The sequence below is a fragment of the Kitasatospora sp. NPDC050463 genome (assembly GCF_040655255.1).
In the GTDB taxonomy this organism is placed as follows: Bacteria; Actinomycetota; Actinomycetes; order Streptomycetales; family Streptomycetaceae; genus Kitasatospora.
In genome coordinates this window covers 270,719-287,596 of sequence record NZ_JBFAJO010000001.1, presented here as the reverse complement: position 1 = coordinate 287,596, position 16,878 = coordinate 270,719, and the positions used below count along the sequence as shown (strand labels likewise).

14 protein-coding genes are annotated in these 16,878 nt (G+C 75.3%); 4 read left to right on the top strand and 10 right to left on the bottom strand.

Features of this window, described 5'->3' with window-relative positions; genetic code table 11:
- Positions 1-54: 54 nt before the first annotated feature.
- The 3 genes from AB0J08_RS01250 to AB0J08_RS01240 are packed head-to-tail and all read right to left on the bottom strand — an operon-like array spanning position 55 to position 2,983.
- Positions 55-876: an ABC transporter ATP-binding protein gene (locus AB0J08_RS01250; RefSeq protein WP_360624851.1), complete on the bottom strand. Its 822-nt coding sequence runs from the start codon at positions 874-876 to the stop codon at positions 55-57.
- On the bottom strand, positions 876-1,928 hold the full coding sequence (locus AB0J08_RS01245) for an iron chelate uptake ABC transporter family permease subunit (protein ID WP_360624848.1): 1,053 nt from the start codon (positions 1,926-1,928) through the stop codon (positions 876-878). The genes AB0J08_RS01250 and AB0J08_RS01245 overlap by 1 nt, the downstream gene beginning before the upstream one ends.
- Positions 1,925-2,983, bottom strand: a complete 1,059-nt coding sequence (locus tag AB0J08_RS01240; protein WP_360624845.1) for an iron ABC transporter permease — start codon at positions 2,981-2,983, stop codon at positions 1,925-1,927. Before AB0J08_RS01240 ends, AB0J08_RS01245 begins: the two co-directional genes overlap by 4 nt.
- 182 nt (positions 2,984-3,165) lie before the next feature.
- Between AB0J08_RS01240 and AB0J08_RS01235 the strand changes: the two genes are divergently transcribed.
- The gene (locus AB0J08_RS01235; RefSeq protein WP_360624842.1) at positions 3,166-3,804 is read left to right on the top strand and encodes an HAD hydrolase-like protein; all 639 of its coding nucleotides are present in this window, start codon (positions 3,166-3,168) and stop codon (positions 3,802-3,804) included.
- A 66-nt stretch (positions 3,805-3,870) separates the two neighbouring features.
- Here AB0J08_RS01235 and AB0J08_RS01230 read toward each other — a convergent pair whose 3' ends face one another.
- The gene (locus AB0J08_RS01230; protein ID WP_360624839.1) at positions 3,871-4,107 is read right to left on the bottom strand and encodes a hypothetical protein; all 237 of its coding nucleotides are present in this window, start codon (positions 4,105-4,107) and stop codon (positions 3,871-3,873) included.
- A 451-nt stretch (positions 4,108-4,558) separates the two neighbouring features.
- Here AB0J08_RS01230 and AB0J08_RS01225 point away from each other — a divergent pair, with 451 nt between their 5' ends.
- Positions 4,559-4,942, top strand: a complete 384-nt coding sequence (locus tag AB0J08_RS01225; protein ID WP_360624836.1) for a cold-shock protein — start codon at positions 4,559-4,561, stop codon at positions 4,940-4,942.
- 55 nt (positions 4,943-4,997) lie between these two features.
- On the opposite strand, the gene AB0J08_RS01220 is transcribed toward AB0J08_RS01225, so the two are convergent.
- From AB0J08_RS01220 to AB0J08_RS01205, 4 genes are all read right to left on the bottom strand, one after another.
- Positions 4,998-5,843, bottom strand: coding sequence for a 1,4-dihydroxy-6-naphthoate synthase (locus tag AB0J08_RS01220; RefSeq protein WP_360624833.1), 846 nt, complete (start codon positions 5,841-5,843; stop codon positions 4,998-5,000).
- On the bottom strand, positions 5,836-6,699 hold the full coding sequence (gene mqnB / locus AB0J08_RS01215) for a futalosine hydrolase (RefSeq protein ID WP_360624829.1): 864 nt from the start codon (positions 6,697-6,699) through the stop codon (positions 5,836-5,838). Before mqnB ends, AB0J08_RS01220 begins: the two co-directional genes overlap by 8 nt.
- Before the next feature lie 11 nt (positions 6,700-6,710).
- Positions 6,711-7,244, bottom strand: coding sequence for a hypothetical protein (locus AB0J08_RS01210; protein ID WP_360624826.1), 534 nt, complete (start codon positions 7,242-7,244; stop codon positions 6,711-6,713).
- Between the two features lie 71 nt (positions 7,245-7,315).
- Entirely contained in the window at positions 7,316-8,680 is a 1,365-nt protein-coding gene (locus tag AB0J08_RS01205; RefSeq protein ID WP_360625177.1) for an MFS transporter, read from the bottom strand.
- A 572-nt stretch (positions 8,681-9,252) separates the two neighbouring features.
- On the opposite strand from AB0J08_RS01205, the gene AB0J08_RS01200 reads away from it, so the two are divergent.
- Both AB0J08_RS01200 and AB0J08_RS01195 read left to right on the top strand, forming a co-directional pair.
- On the top strand, positions 9,253-10,134 hold the full coding sequence (locus AB0J08_RS01200) for a DUF3027 domain-containing protein (protein ID WP_360625174.1): 882 nt from the start codon (positions 9,253-9,255) through the stop codon (positions 10,132-10,134).
- Positions 10,135-10,305: 171 nt separating this feature from the next.
- Entirely contained in the window at positions 10,306-13,635 is a 3,330-nt protein-coding gene (locus AB0J08_RS01195) for a molecular chaperone Hsp90 (protein WP_360624823.1), read from the top strand.
- Positions 13,636-13,965: 330 nt separating this feature from the next.
- Here the strand turns inward: AB0J08_RS01195 and AB0J08_RS01190 are convergent, their stop codons facing one another.
- Together AB0J08_RS01190 and AB0J08_RS01185 are read right to left on the bottom strand one after the other, a co-directional pair.
- Positions 13,966-16,458, bottom strand: coding sequence for an HAD-IC family P-type ATPase (locus AB0J08_RS01190; protein ID WP_360624820.1), 2,493 nt, complete (start codon positions 16,456-16,458; stop codon positions 13,966-13,968).
- A gap of 52 nt (positions 16,459-16,510) precedes the next feature.
- Positions 16,511-16,813, bottom strand: a complete 303-nt coding sequence (locus AB0J08_RS01185; protein WP_360624817.1) for a DUF2530 domain-containing protein — start codon at positions 16,811-16,813, stop codon at positions 16,511-16,513.
- Between the last annotated feature and the right edge of the window lie 65 nt (positions 16,814-16,878).

Genomic DNA, 16,878 nt, shown 5'->3' with positions numbered 1-16,878 from the left:
GGACGGGCGTGCCGGCGGCGGCCGCAGGCGCGTCGATTATGTCCGAAATGCCCGCTAGGCGTCCGCCTTCACCGCCCACGGCGCGCCCGGGACGACCAGCGGGGTGCCGGTCACCGGGTCCGGTACGACCACCGAGTCCAGGCCGAACACCTCGCGCACCAGCTCCGCCGTCACCACCTCGGCGGGCGGGCCCTGCGCGACGATTCGCCCGGCGCGCATCGCCACCAGGTGGTCGGCGTAGCGGGCGGCCTGGTTGAGGTCGTGCAGCACGGCGACGACCGTCCGCCCGCGCTCGACGTTGAGCCGCCGCACGAGGTCCAGCACCTCGACCTGGTGCGCGATGTCCAGGAACGTCGTCGGCTCGTCCAGCAGCAGGATGTCGGTGCCCTGGGCGAGCGCCATGGCGATCCAGGCCCGCTGGCGCTGGCCACCGGACAGCTCGTCCACGCTGCGCTCGGCCAGCTCCGCGGTGGAGGTGCGCTCCAGCGCCTCCGCCACCGCCCGCTCGTCCTCGGCCGACCACTGCCGCCACCAGCTCTGGTGCGGCTGGCGCCCGCGCGAGACCAGGTCGGCCACCGAGATGCCCTCGGGCGCGGTCGGGGACTGCGGGAGCAGCCCGATCCGCTGGGCGATCCGCTTGGTGGGGAGGCGCGCCAGTTCGCCGCCGTCCAGCAGCACCGCGCCGCGCGCGGGCTTCAGCAGCCGGCCGAGTGCGCGCAGCAGCGTCGACTTGCCGCAGGCGTTGGGCCCGACGATCACCGTCACCCGGCCGTCCGGGACGGTCAGGTCCAGCCCCTCCACGACCGTGCGCGCCTCGTAGGCGAGGGTCAGGCCCTGGGCCTCGAGACGGTGGGCCGGCATCGGACGGGCGGACATCAGGAACCTCCACGGCGGGATCGGACGAGCAGCCACATCAGGTACGGCGCGCCGACCAGGCCGGTCACCACGCCGACCGGCAGCTCGGTGGGCGAGAGCAGCCGCCGGGCCAGCAGGTCGGCCAGGACGACCACCAGCGCGCCGGTCAGTGCCGAGCAGAACAGCGGGACCTGCGCCGAGCGGGCCAGCCGCAGGGCGATCTGCGGGGCCATCAGCGCGACGAAGTCCACCGGCCCGGCCGCACCCGCCGCGCAGGAGGCCAGCACGATGCCGAGCAGGCCCATGCCGAGCCGGATCCGGTCCAGCCGCAGGCCCAGCCCGACGGCGGTGGCGTCGTCGAAGGAGATCGAGCGCTGCGCCCGCGCCGCCCAGAGCGCCACCGGCACGGCGGCCAGCAGCACCCAGGCGAGCCAGCCGGCCTGGTCGTAGCCGGAGCCGTTGAGGCTGCCGGTCATCCAGACCTTCGCCGCCTGCGCCTGGAAGCCGTCGCCCTTGGTGAGGAAGACCGAGGTGAGCGAGGAGAGCGCGACGCTGATGCCGATGCCGATCAGCACGAAGCGCTGGGCGTGCAGCCCGCGCCGCCAGGCCAGCGCGTACACCAGCAGACCGGCCACCAGGCCGCTGGCCACCGCCGCGTACGGCACCTGACCGGCCGAGCCGACCACCCCGTACGCCATCAGGCCGACCACGGTGGCGGTGGCGCCCCAGGAGACGCCGACCACGTCGGGACTGGCCAGCGGATTGCGGGCGACGGTCTGGATCAGCGCCCCGGCCAGGCCGAGGGCGGTGCCGACCAGCAGCCCCACCACCACCCGGGGCAGCCGGAACTCGCCGACCACCAGCTCGTGCGCGCTGGGCTGCCCCAGCACCACCTTCACCACCTCGGCGGGGGAGACGGTGGACTCGCCCAGGCAGAGCGAGGCGACCACGGTGGCGGCCAGCGCCAGCAGCAGTCCGAACACCGCGACGGCCGAGCGGCGGTGCAGCAGGAAGGAGGCGCGCCCGGCGCGCAGCACGGTGTAGCCCCGCAGGGGGACGGCGGACGCGCTCACGCGGCCACCACCTTGCGCCGCCGGACCAGGGCGACCAGCACCGGCACCCCGACCAGCGCGGTCATCACCCCGGCCGGCACCTCGGAGGGCGGGAAGAGCACCCGGCCGAGCGCGTCGGCGAGCAGCAGCAGCGCCGGGCCGAGGACGGCCGAGAAGGTGAGCACCCAGCGGTGGTCCGCCCCGGCCACCGCGCGGGCGGCGTGCGGGACGGCGAGGCCGACGAAGGCGATCGGGCCGGCCGCGGCGACCGCCGAGCCGGTCAGCACCGTCGCGCCGAGCGCGCCGACCGCCCGCACCAGGCCGGTCCTGGCGCCGAGCCCCTTCGCGGTGTCGTCGCCGAGCGCCAGCGCGTCCAGCCCGCGCGCCACCGCGAACACCAGCACCGTGCCGACCAGCAGGAACGGCAGCAGCTGCCAGGCCACGTCGGCGGTGCGCCCGGAGAGCGACCCGACGTGCCAGAACCGGAACTGGTCCATGGCGGCCGCGTCGGTGGTGAGCACCATGGTGTTGAGCGAGGCGATGAACGCGGACATCGCCGAGCCGGCCAGCGCCAGCTTGATCGGGGTCGCCCCGCCCCGGCCCCGGCCGGCCAGCCCGTAGACCAGCACGGTGGCGATCACGGCCCCGGCGAAGCCGAACCAGACGTACCCGGTGAGCGTGGAGATGCCGAACGCCGAGATCGCCAGCACCACGCCGGCCGCCGCGCCCTGGCTGACGCCGAGGATGCCCGGGTCGGCGATCGGGTTGCGGGTGATGCCCTGCATCACGGCGCCGGCCAGACCGAGCGCCGCGCCGACCGCGAGGCCGACCACCGTCCGGGGCACCCGCAGCTCGCGGATCACCACGGCGTCGGTGGTGTCCCCGCCGTACAGCAGGGCGTGCAGGGTCTCCCCGAACGGGATGGTGCGGCTGCCGACGGCGAGGCTCAGCAGGACGGCGGCGGCCAGCAGGGTCAGGGCGGCGGCGAGCCACAGTATTCGGCGGCGCAGCAGCAGTTGCCTGCCGGGCGCGGGCGCGGACCGGGGTGCGGCCGTCGGCGCGGTGGTGTCGGTCATGGCTCTCTCTCGCAGATAGCTCAGGCAAACCTAAGTTCCACGGAGAAGTCGGAGCAAATCGTTCCGGACCTCCGGCCGGAAGTCGGGGCTCCCGGCCGGAGGTCGGGGCTCCCGGTCCGAAGCGGGGGCCAGGAGGCCGGAGCCCCGGCGGTGCGGCGGCGGGGTTGGATAGCCTGACCGGTATGCCTGCGACTGCGGATGTCCCGATCACCGTCGGCTTCGACCTCGACATGACCCTGCTGGACACCCGGCCCGGAATCCGGGCCACCTACCTGGCGCTCGCGGCCGAGACCGGTGCGTACATCGACGCGGACCTCGTGGTCACCCGGCTCGGCCCGCCGCTCCTGGACGAGATGCGCAACTGGTTCCCGGCCGAGCGGGTGTCGGCGGCCGCCGACCGCTACCGCGAGCTGTACCGGGACCACGCCTTCGCCCCCACCGTCGCCCTGCCCGGCGCGCACGCCGCGATCGACGCGGTGCGCGCCCACGGCGGCCGGGTCGCGGTGATCACCGGCAAGTACGAGCCGAACGCCCGGCTGCACCTGGAGCACGCCGGGCTGCACGCGGACGCGCTGGTGGGGGACCTCTGGGCGGAGACCAAGGGCGTCGCGCTGCGCGAGCACGGCGCGACGGTGTACGTCGGGGACCACCTGGGCGACATCGTGGGGGCCAGGCACGCGGACGCCGTCGCGGTGGCCGTGGCCACCGGACCGTACGGGGCCGAGCAGCTGTGGGCGGCGGGCGCGGACGTGGTGCTGGACGACCTCACCGACTTCCCGGCCTGGCTGGCCGGGCACCTGGCCGCGCGCCCGGTCGGCTAGCCGCGCCCGGCGCGGGCGCCGGGCGCGGGCCCCGGCGCGAATCCGCGCGTGCCGGCGCTCCGGCGCTCAGGCGCCGGCGTGCACCCGGCGGCGCTGGGCGCGGGCGGAGAGCAGCAGGCCGGTCAGGGCGAGCAGGAAGCCCAGCGGCATCAGCATGCTCAGCCAGTACGCGGCCGTCGGCAGCGGCGTCAGGTGCAGGAACAGCGGGACGAAGGTGACCAGGGTGGCGAGCGCTCCGAGCCCGAAGACGATCGCTCCGGCCTTGACGTAGGCGTCGCCGCGGTCGGCGCTCTGGCTGCTCACTGGGTGCTCCTCTGCGGTCGGTCTGCCGTCCCAGTCTGGCAGAGGCAGCCGGTCGCGGCGGCGGTGGAGCGCTTCGCAGACGACTCGTCCGGTCACGTTGCGCAGTTTCCCGGAAGCTGGGAGTTTTGATCCCTGCTGGGCGGGGGTATGCAGGCTGTGCCGAGGGGTGCGACAGGTGCGCCCCGTCTCCTCAGACCGGGGGTGTGAGCCAGTGGAAAGCGCTAAGTCGCGCCCCGGCCATGCCGATACCGGATCGCCGGTGGCCACCAGAGCCCGGTACGGATCTTCCGCGGACCGCGGATGAGGCAGTGACGGACCGTTAGTCTGCTCCCCACAGCGTGCTGACCATGAGCGCCCCCACGGGCGCGGAGCCGAGGTCGGCCCGCCCTTCCACCCAGTGATCCCCGGCCAGGGCCGGGATCCCTCACACCCACATCGAGGACTGTTCGAGATGCCCACCGGCCAGGTCAAGTGGTTCAACGAGACGAAGGGCTTCGGCTTCCTTTCGCGCGACGACGGCGGCGACGTCTTCGTCCACACCAAGGCGCTGCCCGCCGGTGTCACCGTGCTGAAGCCCGGCCAGCGGGTCGAGTTCGGGGTGGTCGCGGGCCACCGCGGCGACCAGGCGATGGCCGTGCAGCTGCTGGACGCGTTGCCGTCGGTCGCCGCCGCCACCCGCAAGAGCCCGGACGACATGGCGGCGCTCGTACAGGACTTGATCACCATGATGGACGCGGTGCTGCCCGGCCTCCAGCACGGCCGCTACCCGGCCAAGCCGACCGGTCAGAAGCTGGCCGGCGTGCTGCGCGCGGTGGCGGACCAGTTCGACGTGTAGGCCGCGTCCGGCCGGGCCGGGCCGGGTTGGGCCGCGTCCGGCCGGCCGGTCGTCCTCAGGCGTCCAGCGCGCCCGGGTCGAGCGGGGGCACCAGCCCCTCGGCGGCGGCCCGGGTGAGCAGCGCCCGCACGGCGGCGTAGCCGTCCTCGCCGAGGTCGGCGGTGAACTCGTTGACGTACAGGCCGATGTGCTGGTCGGCGACGGCCGGGTCCATCTCCTGGGCGTGCGCGAGCACGTACTCCCGGCCGGCCGACGGGTCCGCCCAGGCCTGCCGGACGGAGGCGCGGATCGCCTCGGTGATCGCGCGCAGCCGCTCGGCCCCCAGCGAACGCTTGGCGATGATCGCGCCGAGCGGGATCGGCAGGCCGGTCTCCCGCTCCCAGACCTCACCCATGTCGGCCAGGCTGCGCAGCCCGTACTGCCGGTACGTGAACCGGGCCTCGTGGATCACCAGACCGGCGTCCACCCGGCCCTCCCGGACGGCGGGCATGATCTCGTGGAACGGCAGGACGACGATCTTCCCCAGGCCGCCGGGCACCGCCTTGGCCGCCCAGAGCCGGAACAGCAGGTAGGCCGTGGACCGCTCGGAGGGGACGGCCACCGTCCGGCCGCTCAGGTCGTCGCCGGTCTCGGGGCGGGTGAGCACCAGGGGGCCGCAGCCCCGGCCGAGCGCGCCGCCGCAGGGCAGCAGCGTGTACTCGTCCAGCACCCAGGGCAGGGCGGCGTAGCTGACCTTGAGGAGGTCCAGCTCGCCGCGCTCGGCCAGCCCGTTGGTGATGTCGATGTCCGCGAAGGTGACCTCGGGTGCCTCCGCGCCGGGCACCAGGCCGTGCGTCCAGGCGTGGAAGACGAAGGTGTCGTTCGGGCAGGGCGAGTAGGCGATGCTCAGCCGTTCAGCCACGGCGGGCCTCCTTGGACGTCGTCAGAAGCTCCGGGTAGGGGAGCGCGGCGAAGGCCCGCTCCAGTGCGGCCAGTGCCTCGCCGATCCGCCAGGCGGCCCGGTCGCGGGGGCCCACCGGGTTGGACACGGTGCGCAGCTCGAAGGCCGGCACCCCGTGCCGGGCGGCGGCCTCGGCGACCCCGAAGCCCTCCATCGCCTCGGCCACCGCGCGGGGGTGGCGGGCGATCAGGGCGGCGGCGCGCTCGGCGCTGCCGGTCACCGTCGAGACGGTGAGCACGGTGCCGGTGACGACGGCGGGCACGGCGGTGGAGGTGGCAGGGGCGGTCGAGGCGGTGGGGGCAGCGGCATCGGCGGCGGCGCCCAGTGCCTGGGAGGCCAGCGCCTCGGTGGCGAGCGCCACGGCGGCCGGGGCCGGGGTGTGCCGGACCGTCCCGAAACCCAGCTCGGTGACGTCGGCGAAACCCTCCGGGGTCTCCGCGCCCAGATCGGCGGCGACGATCGCCTCGGCGACCACGGTCGCGCCGACCGGCGCCTGCGGGGCGAACCCGCCGCCGATACCGGCCGAGACCACCAGGTCGTAGCTGCCGACCGCGAGCGCGGCGGACGCGGCCGAGGCGGCGGCGGCCGGGCCGACCCCGCCCGCCAGCACGTCCACGGTGACCCCCGAGGGGTGCTCGACGCGGTGCAGCTCACCGCCGGGCACCGGCACCGGGTCGGGCTCGGCGACGCCCTCGGACCGGCCCAGACCCCGCAGCACGGCCGAGGCCTCGGCCGGCACCGCGACGACGACGAGCAGCCGGCCCCACCCGGGGGCCGACTGCTCGTCGTCGTGACGTGCGGGAAGTCGCGCGGTCATCGGACGGCCGGTCAGGCGTCCTGGGTGTTCAGCTGGAAGTACCAGACGCCGTAGATCGCGTCCGGCTGCTTCGGGTCCGACTCGACCACGGTGACCAGGGTCTTGCCGGTGGCGTTGAGGGCCTTGGAGGCCGACACCGAGCCGGAGTAGGTCGAGCCCTTGGCGGCGGAGGCGAGGATGAAGCGGCCGCCCTGCGCCTGCTGGCCGCCATTGGTGTTGGCCCACCAGCCGCGGTCGGCCACGTCCGGGGTCACACCGAGACCGAGCTGGTCACTGGCGACCACGTCGGAGGTGGGGAGTTTGCCCGCGTCCAGGGCCCGGCTCGCGCTGTCCTGGCACTCCTCCTGCTGCTGCTCGGTGAGCGGCTTGCCGTCGTTGAAGCAGAACGGGCCGACCTCCATGGAGGAACGGCCGACCGTGAGGGTCACACGGTGGCTGGAGGGTTCTTCCTGGCCCATCGCGTAGGCGATGGACCCGCCGACCGTGCCGGCGCCGATCACGACGACGGCGCCGACGGCGGCGATGACACGGGTGCTGAGGCTCATGCGTCAGAGGCTACCGGGCTTTGCCGATCACGCTACGCGGGGGTCGGCAACCGCGTGTTGCGGTCGGCACCCTAGGCCACCCGCGGTGCGCCCGCGCGCCGCCGCACCCCCACCTTGAACAGCGAGCGGATCGTCCAGAGCAGCACCAGGCCGACCACCGCGGCCGCCACCGAGAGGCCCAGCGCGCCGTCCAGCGGCAGCAGGATGCCGACCGCGCCGCCGGCCACCCAGGACAGCTGGAGCAACGTCTCCGAGCGGGCGAAGGCCGACGTCCGCACCGACTCCGGGACGTCCCGCTGGATCAGCGCGTCCAGCGCCAGTTTGCCCAGCGAGGCCGCCACCCCCGACGCCGCGGCGACCACCACCACCGTCACCACGCCGTACCAGAGCGCGGCGGCGGCCGTCGCGCAGGTGGCCAGCAGCAGCATCGCGGTGACCGTCGCCTCCGAGCCGCGGGTCCGCAGCCAGGAGCCGAGCACCGAGCCGAGCGCGTTGCCGGTACCGGCGGCCAGTGCCACCAGGCCGAGCGCCAGGGTCGGCTGCAGTCCGCCGACGGGGTCGTCGCGCAGCAGGAACGCCAGGAACATCACCAGGAAGCCGACCAGCCAGCGCAGCGCCGACATCGCCCGCAGGGCCAAGATCACCGACGGACCGACGGTGCGCAGGGACGCCTTCGGGGCCGCCGCACCGGCGCCCGTCGCCGCCTCGGCACCCGGGGCGGCCTCGGCATGCACCTCGGCGTGCAGGACGGCTCGCTGCTCGCCCTTGGCGGAGTCCACCTTGTGCGGCAGGTGGAAGGCCATCAGGGTGCCGACCACGAAGACCAGGAAGGCGCCGCGAAGCGGCCAGCCCGGCCCGATCAGGTGCAGCAGCCCGCCGACCCCCGCCGCCACCATGGTGGCGAGCAAACCGGCCAGGGTGACCCGGGAGTTCGCCTTGACGAGTGACAGCCGGCTCGGCAGCAGCCGGGGCACCACCACGCTGCGCACCACCCCGTACGCCTTGGACGCCACCAGCACGCCCAGCGCCTCCGGATAGAGCGCCAGGCCGCCGCCGGCCACCGTGCCGGCCATCGTCCACGCCAGGACCGCACGGGCCAGCATCGACATCGCCATCGCGGCCCGGCGGCCGTGCGGCAGGCGGTCCAGCAGCGGGCCGATCACCGGGGCCAGCAGGGCGAACGGCGCCATGGTGATCAGCAGGTAGAGGGCGACCCGGCCGCGGGCCTCGCCGGTGGGGACGGAGAAGAAGATGGTGGACGCCAGCGCCACGGTGATCAGCATGTCGCCGAAGGAGTTCAGCGCGTGCAGCTCGATCAGCTTGGCCAGGCCGGACTCCCCGGCGCCCTCGGCGGAGGTGGCCCGGCGGATCCGCCGGCCGGTGCCGTGGACGACCTTGCCCGTCCGGGAGCCGGCGGCGGAGGCGGTGCGGACCAGGAAGTGACGGCGCGGCTCCGCGGCCTCGTCGAGTTCTGTCGCCCCGTCGTGTTCCGCGGCCTTGTCGAGCGCCGCGTCGACCGGCCGGTCCGGGTGCTTCACGAGATCCACCGGCGGCCCGTCGCCGCCCGGTCCGGGCGCCGTGGAGGCGCCCACCGGCTGCGGTTCGCCCGCAGCGAGGGCCGTAGCCTGCTGTCGCGGCACGGCGTTCGCCTCGTCGGGGCTGCCGGCCTGCGAGGCGCGCAGTGCGTGCTGCGACGGTTTTTCGTCCGCCACAAGCCCATCCTGCCCCAGAATCGGTTCTGCGACGCGGGATTCCGGTCCGCTCGGCGCGGCCCTTCCGGGGCCGGCGGCCGCCCCGGACTGTGCCGGGTGGCCGACCGGCGGGTAGCCTGCCCAGGGTCCGCCCGAACGCGCACCGGACTCCGGGGGACCGGACGAGCGGCGCGGCCGGTATCCGTGGCGGCCCGTGGTCGCGCAGAATGGTCGAGGGACACCGAGCCGCGACGGACAGGGCAACACGCCGTGGGCAACAGAAGAACTGGGAGAGAATCGACGCCGTGAGTGCTGCGATGCGAAGCCGTACCCCCGATCGGCTCTGTGCCGAGGCCGTCGAACTCGCCCGGCAGGCCGCGGACGAGGCCGTCGGAGCAGAGACCGTAGGGGCGCACCTCGGCGTCCAGGCGGATGCCGACCGCGTCGTCACCCACACCTTCGAGTGCCTGGACGCGGCATACCGGGGCTGGCACTGGGCCGTCACCGTGGCCCGTGCCCCGCGCGCCAAGAACGTCACCCTGGACGAGGTCGTGCTGCTGCCGGGCGCCGACGCCGTCCTCGCGCCGCAGTGGGTGCCGTGGAGCGAACGACTGCGCCCCGGCGACATGGGCCCCGGGGACCTGCTGCCCACCGACGCCGACGACCTGCGCCTGGAGCCCGGCTGGACCGGCGAGGACGAGCCGGCGCCGAACTCCGTGGTCGCGCTGGCCGCCGACGAGGACGTCATCGTCTCCGACCCGAACGTCCAGCCGGCGCCGGCCCGCGCCCAGATCGGCGCCCTCGCCGAGGAGCTCGGACTGGGCCGCAGCCGGGTGCTCTCCCGGCTCGGTCTGCACCTGGCCGCCGACCGCTGGGAGAAGGCGCACGGCCCGCAGACCCCGATGGCACAGGCCGCGCCGGCCTCCTGCGCGAGCTGCGGCTTCCTCGTCCCGATCGGCGGCTCGCTCGGTCAGGCCTTCGGCGTCTGCGGCAACGAGTTCGGTCCGGCCGACGGCCAGATCGTCTCCTTCGCGTACGGCTGCGGCGGCCACTCCGAGGCGGCCGTCATCCCGGCCCCGCCGGCGCCGTCCGAGCTGATCCTGGACGAGCTGGTGGTCGAGCCGCTCCAGTTGCACCCCGACCGCACCTCCGGCTCGGTGGAGCCGGACGGCCCGGCCGAGGAGCTCGGCCACTCCTGAGCCCGGCAGCGCCGACCCCGCCCCGGCGGGGTCGGCGGCGTGTCCGCCGCCCTGGAGCGCCGGAACACCGGCCACGGTCCGGGTCCGGCCGCCCCCGGTCCGCCGGGGGTGACCGCCCGGGGGAGAATGCCCCCCGTACGAAGTACAGGGCGGCGGAGGGTGGCAGTTCCAGTGGAACCTCGGATCATCGGCAGCGGCACGGACGAGCACCACGCGGACCCCTTCGGCGCCGCCGCACTGCGCCGCCGGGTACTGGACGCCTGGGTCGCCTCCCCGGCCCGATTCCGGGAGGACGCCAACGCCGAGGAGGAACTCGCCCTCGGTGGTTACCGCGACCGGCTGGTCGTCGAGTTGGCACAGAACGCCGCCGACGCGGCGGCCCGCGCGGGCGGCGCCCCGGGCCGGCTGCGGCTCACCCTGACGGACGGCGTGCTGGCCGCCGCCAACACCGGCGCACCGCTGGACGCCGCCGCCGTCGAGTCGCTCTCCACCCTGCGCGCCTCCTCCAAGCGCGCCGACGAGCAGCCCACCGTCGGCCGGTTCGGCGTCGGCTTCGCGGCCGTCCTCGCCGTCACCGACGAGCCCGCCGTGCTCGGTGCCGCCGGCGGCGTGCGCTGGTCGCTCGGCGAGGCCCGCTCGCTGGCCGAGGCGCAGCCCGCGCTCACCGAGGAGCTGCGCCGCCGCGACGGCCACGTACCGCTGCTGCGCCTGCCGTTCTCCGCCGAGGGCCCGGCCCCCGACGGCTACGACACGGTCGTCGTGCTGCCGCTGCGCGACGCCGCCGCCGCGGACCTCACCCGGCGGCTGCTGGCCGGGATCGACGACGCCCTGCTGCTCACCCTGCCCGGGCTCGCCGAGATCGTGGTGGAGACCGAGGAGGGCACCCGCACCCTCACCCGCCTCGCGACCGAGCCGCGCCCCGACACCGCCACCGGGCCGGGCCCCGACGGCGTCGCCGAGGTGACCGTCACCGACGACGCCGGCGGGCAGCTGCGGCGGACCGTCTGGCAGACCGCCGGCGCCTCCGGCACCCTGGACGCCGCGCTGCTCGCCGACCGCCCCACCGAGGAGCGCGCCCGCCCGTACTGGACGGTGACCTGGGCCGTCCCGGTCGCCGTCGACGGCAGCCCGCAGCCGACCGGGATCGCCCCGGTGCTGCACGCGCCCACGCCCAGCGACGAGCCGCTCGGCCTGCCCGCGCTGCTGATCGCCTCCTACCCGCTGGACTCCACCCGCCGGCACGTCGCCCCCGGTCCGCTCGCCGACTTCCTCACCGAGCGCGCCGCCGACAGCTACGCCGACCTGCTGCGCGCCCGCGGCGGGGACCTCGCCTCGCTCGGGCTCGTCCCCGGCCCGCTCGGCCAGGGCGCGCTGGACAACGCGCTGCGGGCCGGGATCCTCTCCCGGCTGCCCGGCACGCCGTTCCTGCCGCACCCGGCGCCGGTCGAGGAGGGCACGCCCGCGCTGCGGCCCCGGGACGCCACGCTGCTGGAGGGCGCGGACGGCTCGGTCGTCGAGGCGCTCGCCCCGATCTTCCCCGGGCTGCTGCCGGCAGGCCTGGAGCGCCGCACCGAACTGCGGGTGCTGAACGTGCGCCGGGTGCCGCTGGCCGAGGTGGTCGACCAGCTCGGCGGCCTGGACCGTGAGCCCGCCTGGTGGCGCAACCTCTACGCGGCGCTCGGCGCGGCCGACCCGGAGGCGCTCGGCGCACTGCCCGTGCCGCTCGCCGACGGGCGGACGGTCACCGGTCCGCGCCGCGTCCTGCTGCCCTCGGAGGACGCCGACTGGGCGGCCTTCCCCGGCTACCCCGAGGCGCTGGCCGGCGCGCTGGCCCTGCTCGACCTGCGGCTGGCCCACCCGGAGGCCGCGCACCCCCTGCTGGCCAAGCTCGGCGCCGCCACCGCCACCCCGGCCGGTGTGCTGGACACCCCCGAGGTGCGGGCCGCCGTCGCCCGCTCGTACGAGCTGGCCGAGGACGACCTGGACGCCGCCACCGACGTCGCCGACTCGGTGCTCGCCCTGGTCAAGGCGGCCGCTCCGGCGGTCGGCGAGCACCCGTGGCTGGCCCGGCTGGCGCTGCTGGACGACGAGGGCGAGCCGGCCCGCGCGGGCGAGCTGATCCTGCCGGACAGCCCGTTCGCGGCGCTCGCCCGGGAGGAGGACGCCGGCTGGGTCGACGACGACCTGCTGGACCGCTGGGGCCCCGAGGTCCTGTCCGCGGTCGGTGTGCTGGCGGACTTCGTCCTGGTCCGCGCCGAGGACGTGGTGCTCGACCCGGACGACCTGGAACGGCTCGACCCGACCGCCCCCGCCGACCGCGCGGCCGGCGGCCACCCCACCGGGCTGCTGGACGAGGCGCCCGACGGTCTCGCCGAGTGGGCCGAGGACGCCCTGGAGGCGCTGCACGCCGACGACGCCGACTCGGTCGGCGTCCCGCCGGTCGCCGCCGAACTGCTGGCCGTGCGCGACCTCGACCTGGTGGACGACGACGCGTGGCCGCAGGCGCTCGCCGCGCTCGCCCGCCCGCCGTACCGGGACGCCGTGGTCAACCCCGTCCGCACCCTGCTGCCCGACGGCTCGTACGCGGACCTGCCGCCGTACACCGCCTGGTGGCTGCGCGACCACCCGGTGCTGGACGGCCGCGAGCCGGCCGGGCTGCGCGCGGCCGGCGCCGACCCGCTGCTGCGCGGCCTCTACGACGAGGCCCGGACGACGCTGGACGAGCAGTTCCTGCACGCGCTCGGGGTGCGCACCACGCTGGCCGCACTGCTGGCCGAGCCGCACGGCCCGGACGAGCTGCTGGACCGGCTCACCGATCCCGCGTCCGAGCTGGGCCACCGCCAACTGCACGGCATCCACAGCGCGTTGGCCCGGGTCGAGGCCGACCGGATCGACCCGCTGGACGTCGTCCGGGCGCTGCCGCCACTGGATCCGGAGACCGGCCGCCGCCCCGCGCACACGGTGATCGTGGACGCCACCGAGGCGGTCGTCGCCGACGCCCCGGACCTCGTCCAGCTGCTCCACACGTACCCGCTGCTGCCGGTCGCCCCGGCGCTGGCCGCCGACCTCGCCGAGCGGCTGCACGTCTCGCTGGCCAGCGAGGTGGCCGGCGGCCGGGTGCTCTCCGAGGGGCAGTTGCACCGGGTGCCCGCCGTGGTCCGCGAGCTGCTGCCCGGCTGCCCGGTCGCGTACGAGGAGCACGACGAGCTGCTGGTGGTCGGCCCGGACGGCGACGAGGCCGCCGTGGACTGGCGGTGGGACAGCTCGGCCGGTACCCCGGAGGCGCCCTACGATCCGGAGGCGGCCGAAGCCGCCGACGAGGACGACGAGTTCGAGCTGCCGCCGGTGCCGGGACTGCTGCACGCCGCGACGCCGGAGGGGCTGGCGGCCGGGCTGGCCTGGTCGGTCGGGCAGTGGCACCGCCGGTTCGAGGTGCTGGCCGCGCTCACCGAGCCGGACCGCGCCTATGAGCTCTCGGCCGCCCGGGACTTCGAGGGCTGACCGGGCTGGCGGGCCGGCGGCCGGGGCGCCGGGCCGGCGCCCGGTCGGACCCGGCCGGGCGCGGGGAGCCCGCCCGTTGCCCGGCCGGGGCGGCCCTCGCACCGGCCCGGCCGGCCGCACCCAGTCGCCGGTAGAGGCCGACCGTGACGACGAGCCAGACCGCCCCGACCGCCACCGGCGCGGCCCTGTGCAGCCACCGGCCGGGCTCGATCAACTCATGGGCACCGACCAGGGCGAGGCCGGTCACCCCGGCTGCCAGCAATCCCCCGAGGAAGGCGGTGAACGCCTCCAAGTCCCCACCCCTGCGCGCCATCCGGCACCCCTCCGGGGTCAATCATCGGCCTTGTGCCGCATGATCCGCCAGCTGACCTCCAGCAGCAGCCCGGCCACCAGGGCGATGCCGACGCCGATCCACGGGTCCCGGGTGCCGGAGAGCGAGAGCTCGAAGAAGTCCGACAGCCAGGGCACCGTCAGCACCAGCGCGAACGCCCCGCCCATCGCCCCGATCAGCAGCAGCCGCCACCAGTTGTACGGCCGGGCCACGATCGCCAGCACCCACATCGCCACCAGGAACAGCGTCAGCGTCGCCACGCTGGTGTCGGACTCCAGGTCCGTGGCGTGGTCGGCCCGCGCCAGCGCGTACGCGGTGAAGGTGGCGGTGCCGGCGATGATCCCGCCCGGGACGGCCAGCCGCAGCACCCGGCGGACGAACCCCGTCCGGGCCCGCTCGTTGTTGGGCGCCAGCGCCAGGAAGAACGCCGGGATGCCGATGGTGAGGGTGGAGAGCACCGTCGAGTGCCGGGGCAGGAACGGGTAGGGCGAGTGCGTGAAGATCACCAGTAGCGCGAGCAGCACCGAGTAGACCGTCTTCACCAGGAAGAGCCCGGCGACCCGCTCGATGTTGCCGATCACCCGGCGGCCCTCGGCGACCACCGAGGGAAGGGTGGCGAAGGAGTCGTTCAGCAGCACGATCTGTGCGACGGCCCGGGTCGCGTCGCTGCCGGTGCCCATCGCCACGCCGATGTCGGCGTCCTTGAGCGCCAGCACGTCGTTGACGCCGTCGCCGGTCATCGCCACGGTGTGCCCGCGCGACTGGAGCGCCCCGACCAGCTCCCGCTTCTGCTGCGGGGTGACCCGGCCGAAGACGGTGGTCCGTTCGGCGGTGTCGGCGAACTCCTGCGGATCGGTGGGCAGGCGGCGGGCGTCCGCCGGATGGTCGGCACCGGGCAGGCCGAGGTGCGAGGCGACCGCGCCGACCGAGACGGCGGCGTCGCCGGAGATCACCTTGGCCTGGACGCGCTGCCCCTCGAAGTAGCGCAGGGTCTCGGCGGCGTCCCCGCGCAGCCGCTGCTGGAGCACCACCAGGGCGAGCGGCTGGAGGTCGGCGGCCGGATCGGGCGCGTCCAGCGGGACGGGCGTGCGCCCGAGCAGCAGTACCCGCAGACCCTTGGCGCCCAGCTCGTCCACCTCGGCGAGGGCCGGGTGGCCGGTGGGCAGCAGCACGTCCGGGGCGCCCAGCAGCCAGCTGGCCTCGCCGCCCTGCGGTTCCAGCAGCTGAACGCCGCTCCACTTGCGGGCGGAGGAGAACGGCATCGCCTCGATCACCCGCCAGCCGCCGACGGCGCTGCCGTCCGCCTCGTCCCTCCCGTACGCGTCGATGACGGCCTGCATGGAGGGGTTGGGACGGGCGTCGCTGCCGGCCATCACCCCGAGCGCCTGCTTGACGACCTCCGGGTCGGCGAGGACGTGCCGGGCCAGGGGCGCGTCGGGCCGCAGCTGACCGTCGGCCTCCGGCACCTGCGGCAGGGTGCGCAGCTCGACGACGTCCATGCCGCCCTCGGTGAGGGTGCCGGTCTTGTCCAGGCAGACGGTGTCCACCCGGGCCAGCCCCTCGATCGCGGGCAGCTCCTGCACCAGGCACTGCTTGCGGCCCAGCCGGACGACACCGATCGCGAAGGCCACCGAGGTCAGCAGCACCAGCCCTTCCGGGACCATCGGCACGATGCCGGCGATCATCCGGCGGACGGCCTCCTTCCAGTCCCGGCCCTCCACGGCGAGCTGGCTGATGATCAGCCCGATCGCGGTGGGGACGAGCAGCCAGGTGATGAACCGCAGGATGCTGTCGATGCCGCTGCGCAGCTCCGACCTCACCAGGGTGAACTTGCTGGCCTCCTCGGCCAGCTGCGCCGCGTACGCCTCGCGGCCGACCTTGGTGGCGGTGAACGCGCCCGCGCCGGCCACCACGAAGCTGCCGGACATCACCTGGTCGCCGGGCTGCTTGAGGACGGGGTCCGGCTCGCCGGTGAGCAGCGATTCGTCGATCTCCAGACCGTCCGCCTCGGTGACCTCGCCGTCGACGATCACCTTGTCGCCGATGCCCAGCAGCACGGTGTCGTCCAGCACGATGTCGCCGGTGGCGATCTGCTGGACGGTGCCGTCGCGGCGGACCTCCGGTTTCGCCTCGCCGATCAGCGCGAGGCTGTCCAGGGTCTTCTTGGCGCGAAGCTCCTGGATGATGCCGATCGCCGTGTTGGCGACGATGACCAGGCCGAACAGTCCGTCCTGGAGAGGGCCGACGACCAGGATGATCCCGAACATCACGCCGATGATCGCGTTGAACCGGGTGAAGACGTTGGCCCGGACGATCTCCCGGGTGGAGCGGCTGGACCGCACCGGGACGTCGTTGACGTCGCCGCGGGCGACCCGCTCGGCCACCTCGGCGGTGGACAGCCCGCCGCGCCTGCCGGGCAGCAGACCGAGCGGGTGGGCGCCGTCGTGCCGGTCCCCGGGCGTCTCTTCGCCAGGCTGCGCAGGGTGCGTCATGGCACCGACTCTACGGGCGCCTTATGTCCGATGCGTGCTACTAAAGGACTATTCAGTCCGACTGGGTGGCCGGGTCCGTGCCGTCGCCGGTGGCGGTCTTCGGCGCGGCCTCGGCGGCACGGTCGCGGGCGATGGCGTCCCGCCGGGCGCGGCAGTACCAGAGGCCGATCAGGCCGAGACCCGCCCCGGACAGGCAGATCCACGGCCAGGTGCCGTGCCCGTGGTCGGAGAGGGTGCCCTGGAAGGGGAGCAGTACCAGGAAGGCGACGAACCACAGCACCGTGCCACCGCCGACGATGGCGACGTCGTTGGCCTCCAGCGGCGGGGGCGAGGGGTGCAGCGGGCTCTTCGGCATGAGGCCTAGCGTACGGGGCGGGGCGCCGTTGTCCGCCACCTCCCGGGCCCGATCCGGGCCCCGTC

What these genes read in the sequence shown, in the direction of transcription:
- AB0J08_RS01210 (WP_360624826.1), bottom strand. Translation starts at nt 7,244, where the DNA reads ATGAGCCTCAGCACCCGTGTCATCGCCGCCGTCGGCGCCGTCGTCGTG.
- mqnB (WP_360624829.1), bottom strand. Translation starts at nt 6,699, where the DNA reads ATGACCGCGCGACTTCCCGCACGTCACGACGACGAGCAGTCGGCCCCC.
- AB0J08_RS01225 (WP_360624836.1), top strand. Translation starts at nt 4,559, where the DNA reads ATGCCCACCGGCCAGGTCAAGTGGTTCAACGAGACGAAGGGCTTCGGC.
- AB0J08_RS01190 (WP_360624820.1), bottom strand. Translation starts at nt 16,458, where the DNA reads ATGACGCACCCTGCGCAGCCTGGCGAAGAGACGCCCGGGGACCGGCAC.
- AB0J08_RS01250 (WP_360624851.1), bottom strand. Translation starts at nt 876, where the DNA reads ATGTCCGCCCGTCCGATGCCGGCCCACCGTCTCGAGGCCCAGGGCCTG.
- AB0J08_RS01200 (WP_360625174.1), top strand. Translation starts at nt 9,253, where the DNA reads ATGCGAAGCCGTACCCCCGATCGGCTCTGTGCCGAGGCCGTCGAACTC.
- AB0J08_RS01240 (WP_360624845.1), bottom strand. Translation starts at nt 2,983, where the DNA reads ATGACCGACACCACCGCGCCGACGGCCGCACCCCGGTCCGCGCCCGCG.
- AB0J08_RS01235 (WP_360624842.1), top strand. Translation starts at nt 3,166, where the DNA reads ATGCCTGCGACTGCGGATGTCCCGATCACCGTCGGCTTCGACCTCGAC.
- AB0J08_RS01185 (WP_360624817.1), bottom strand. Translation starts at nt 16,813, where the DNA reads ATGCCGAAGAGCCCGCTGCACCCCTCGCCCCCGCCGCTGGAGGCCAAC.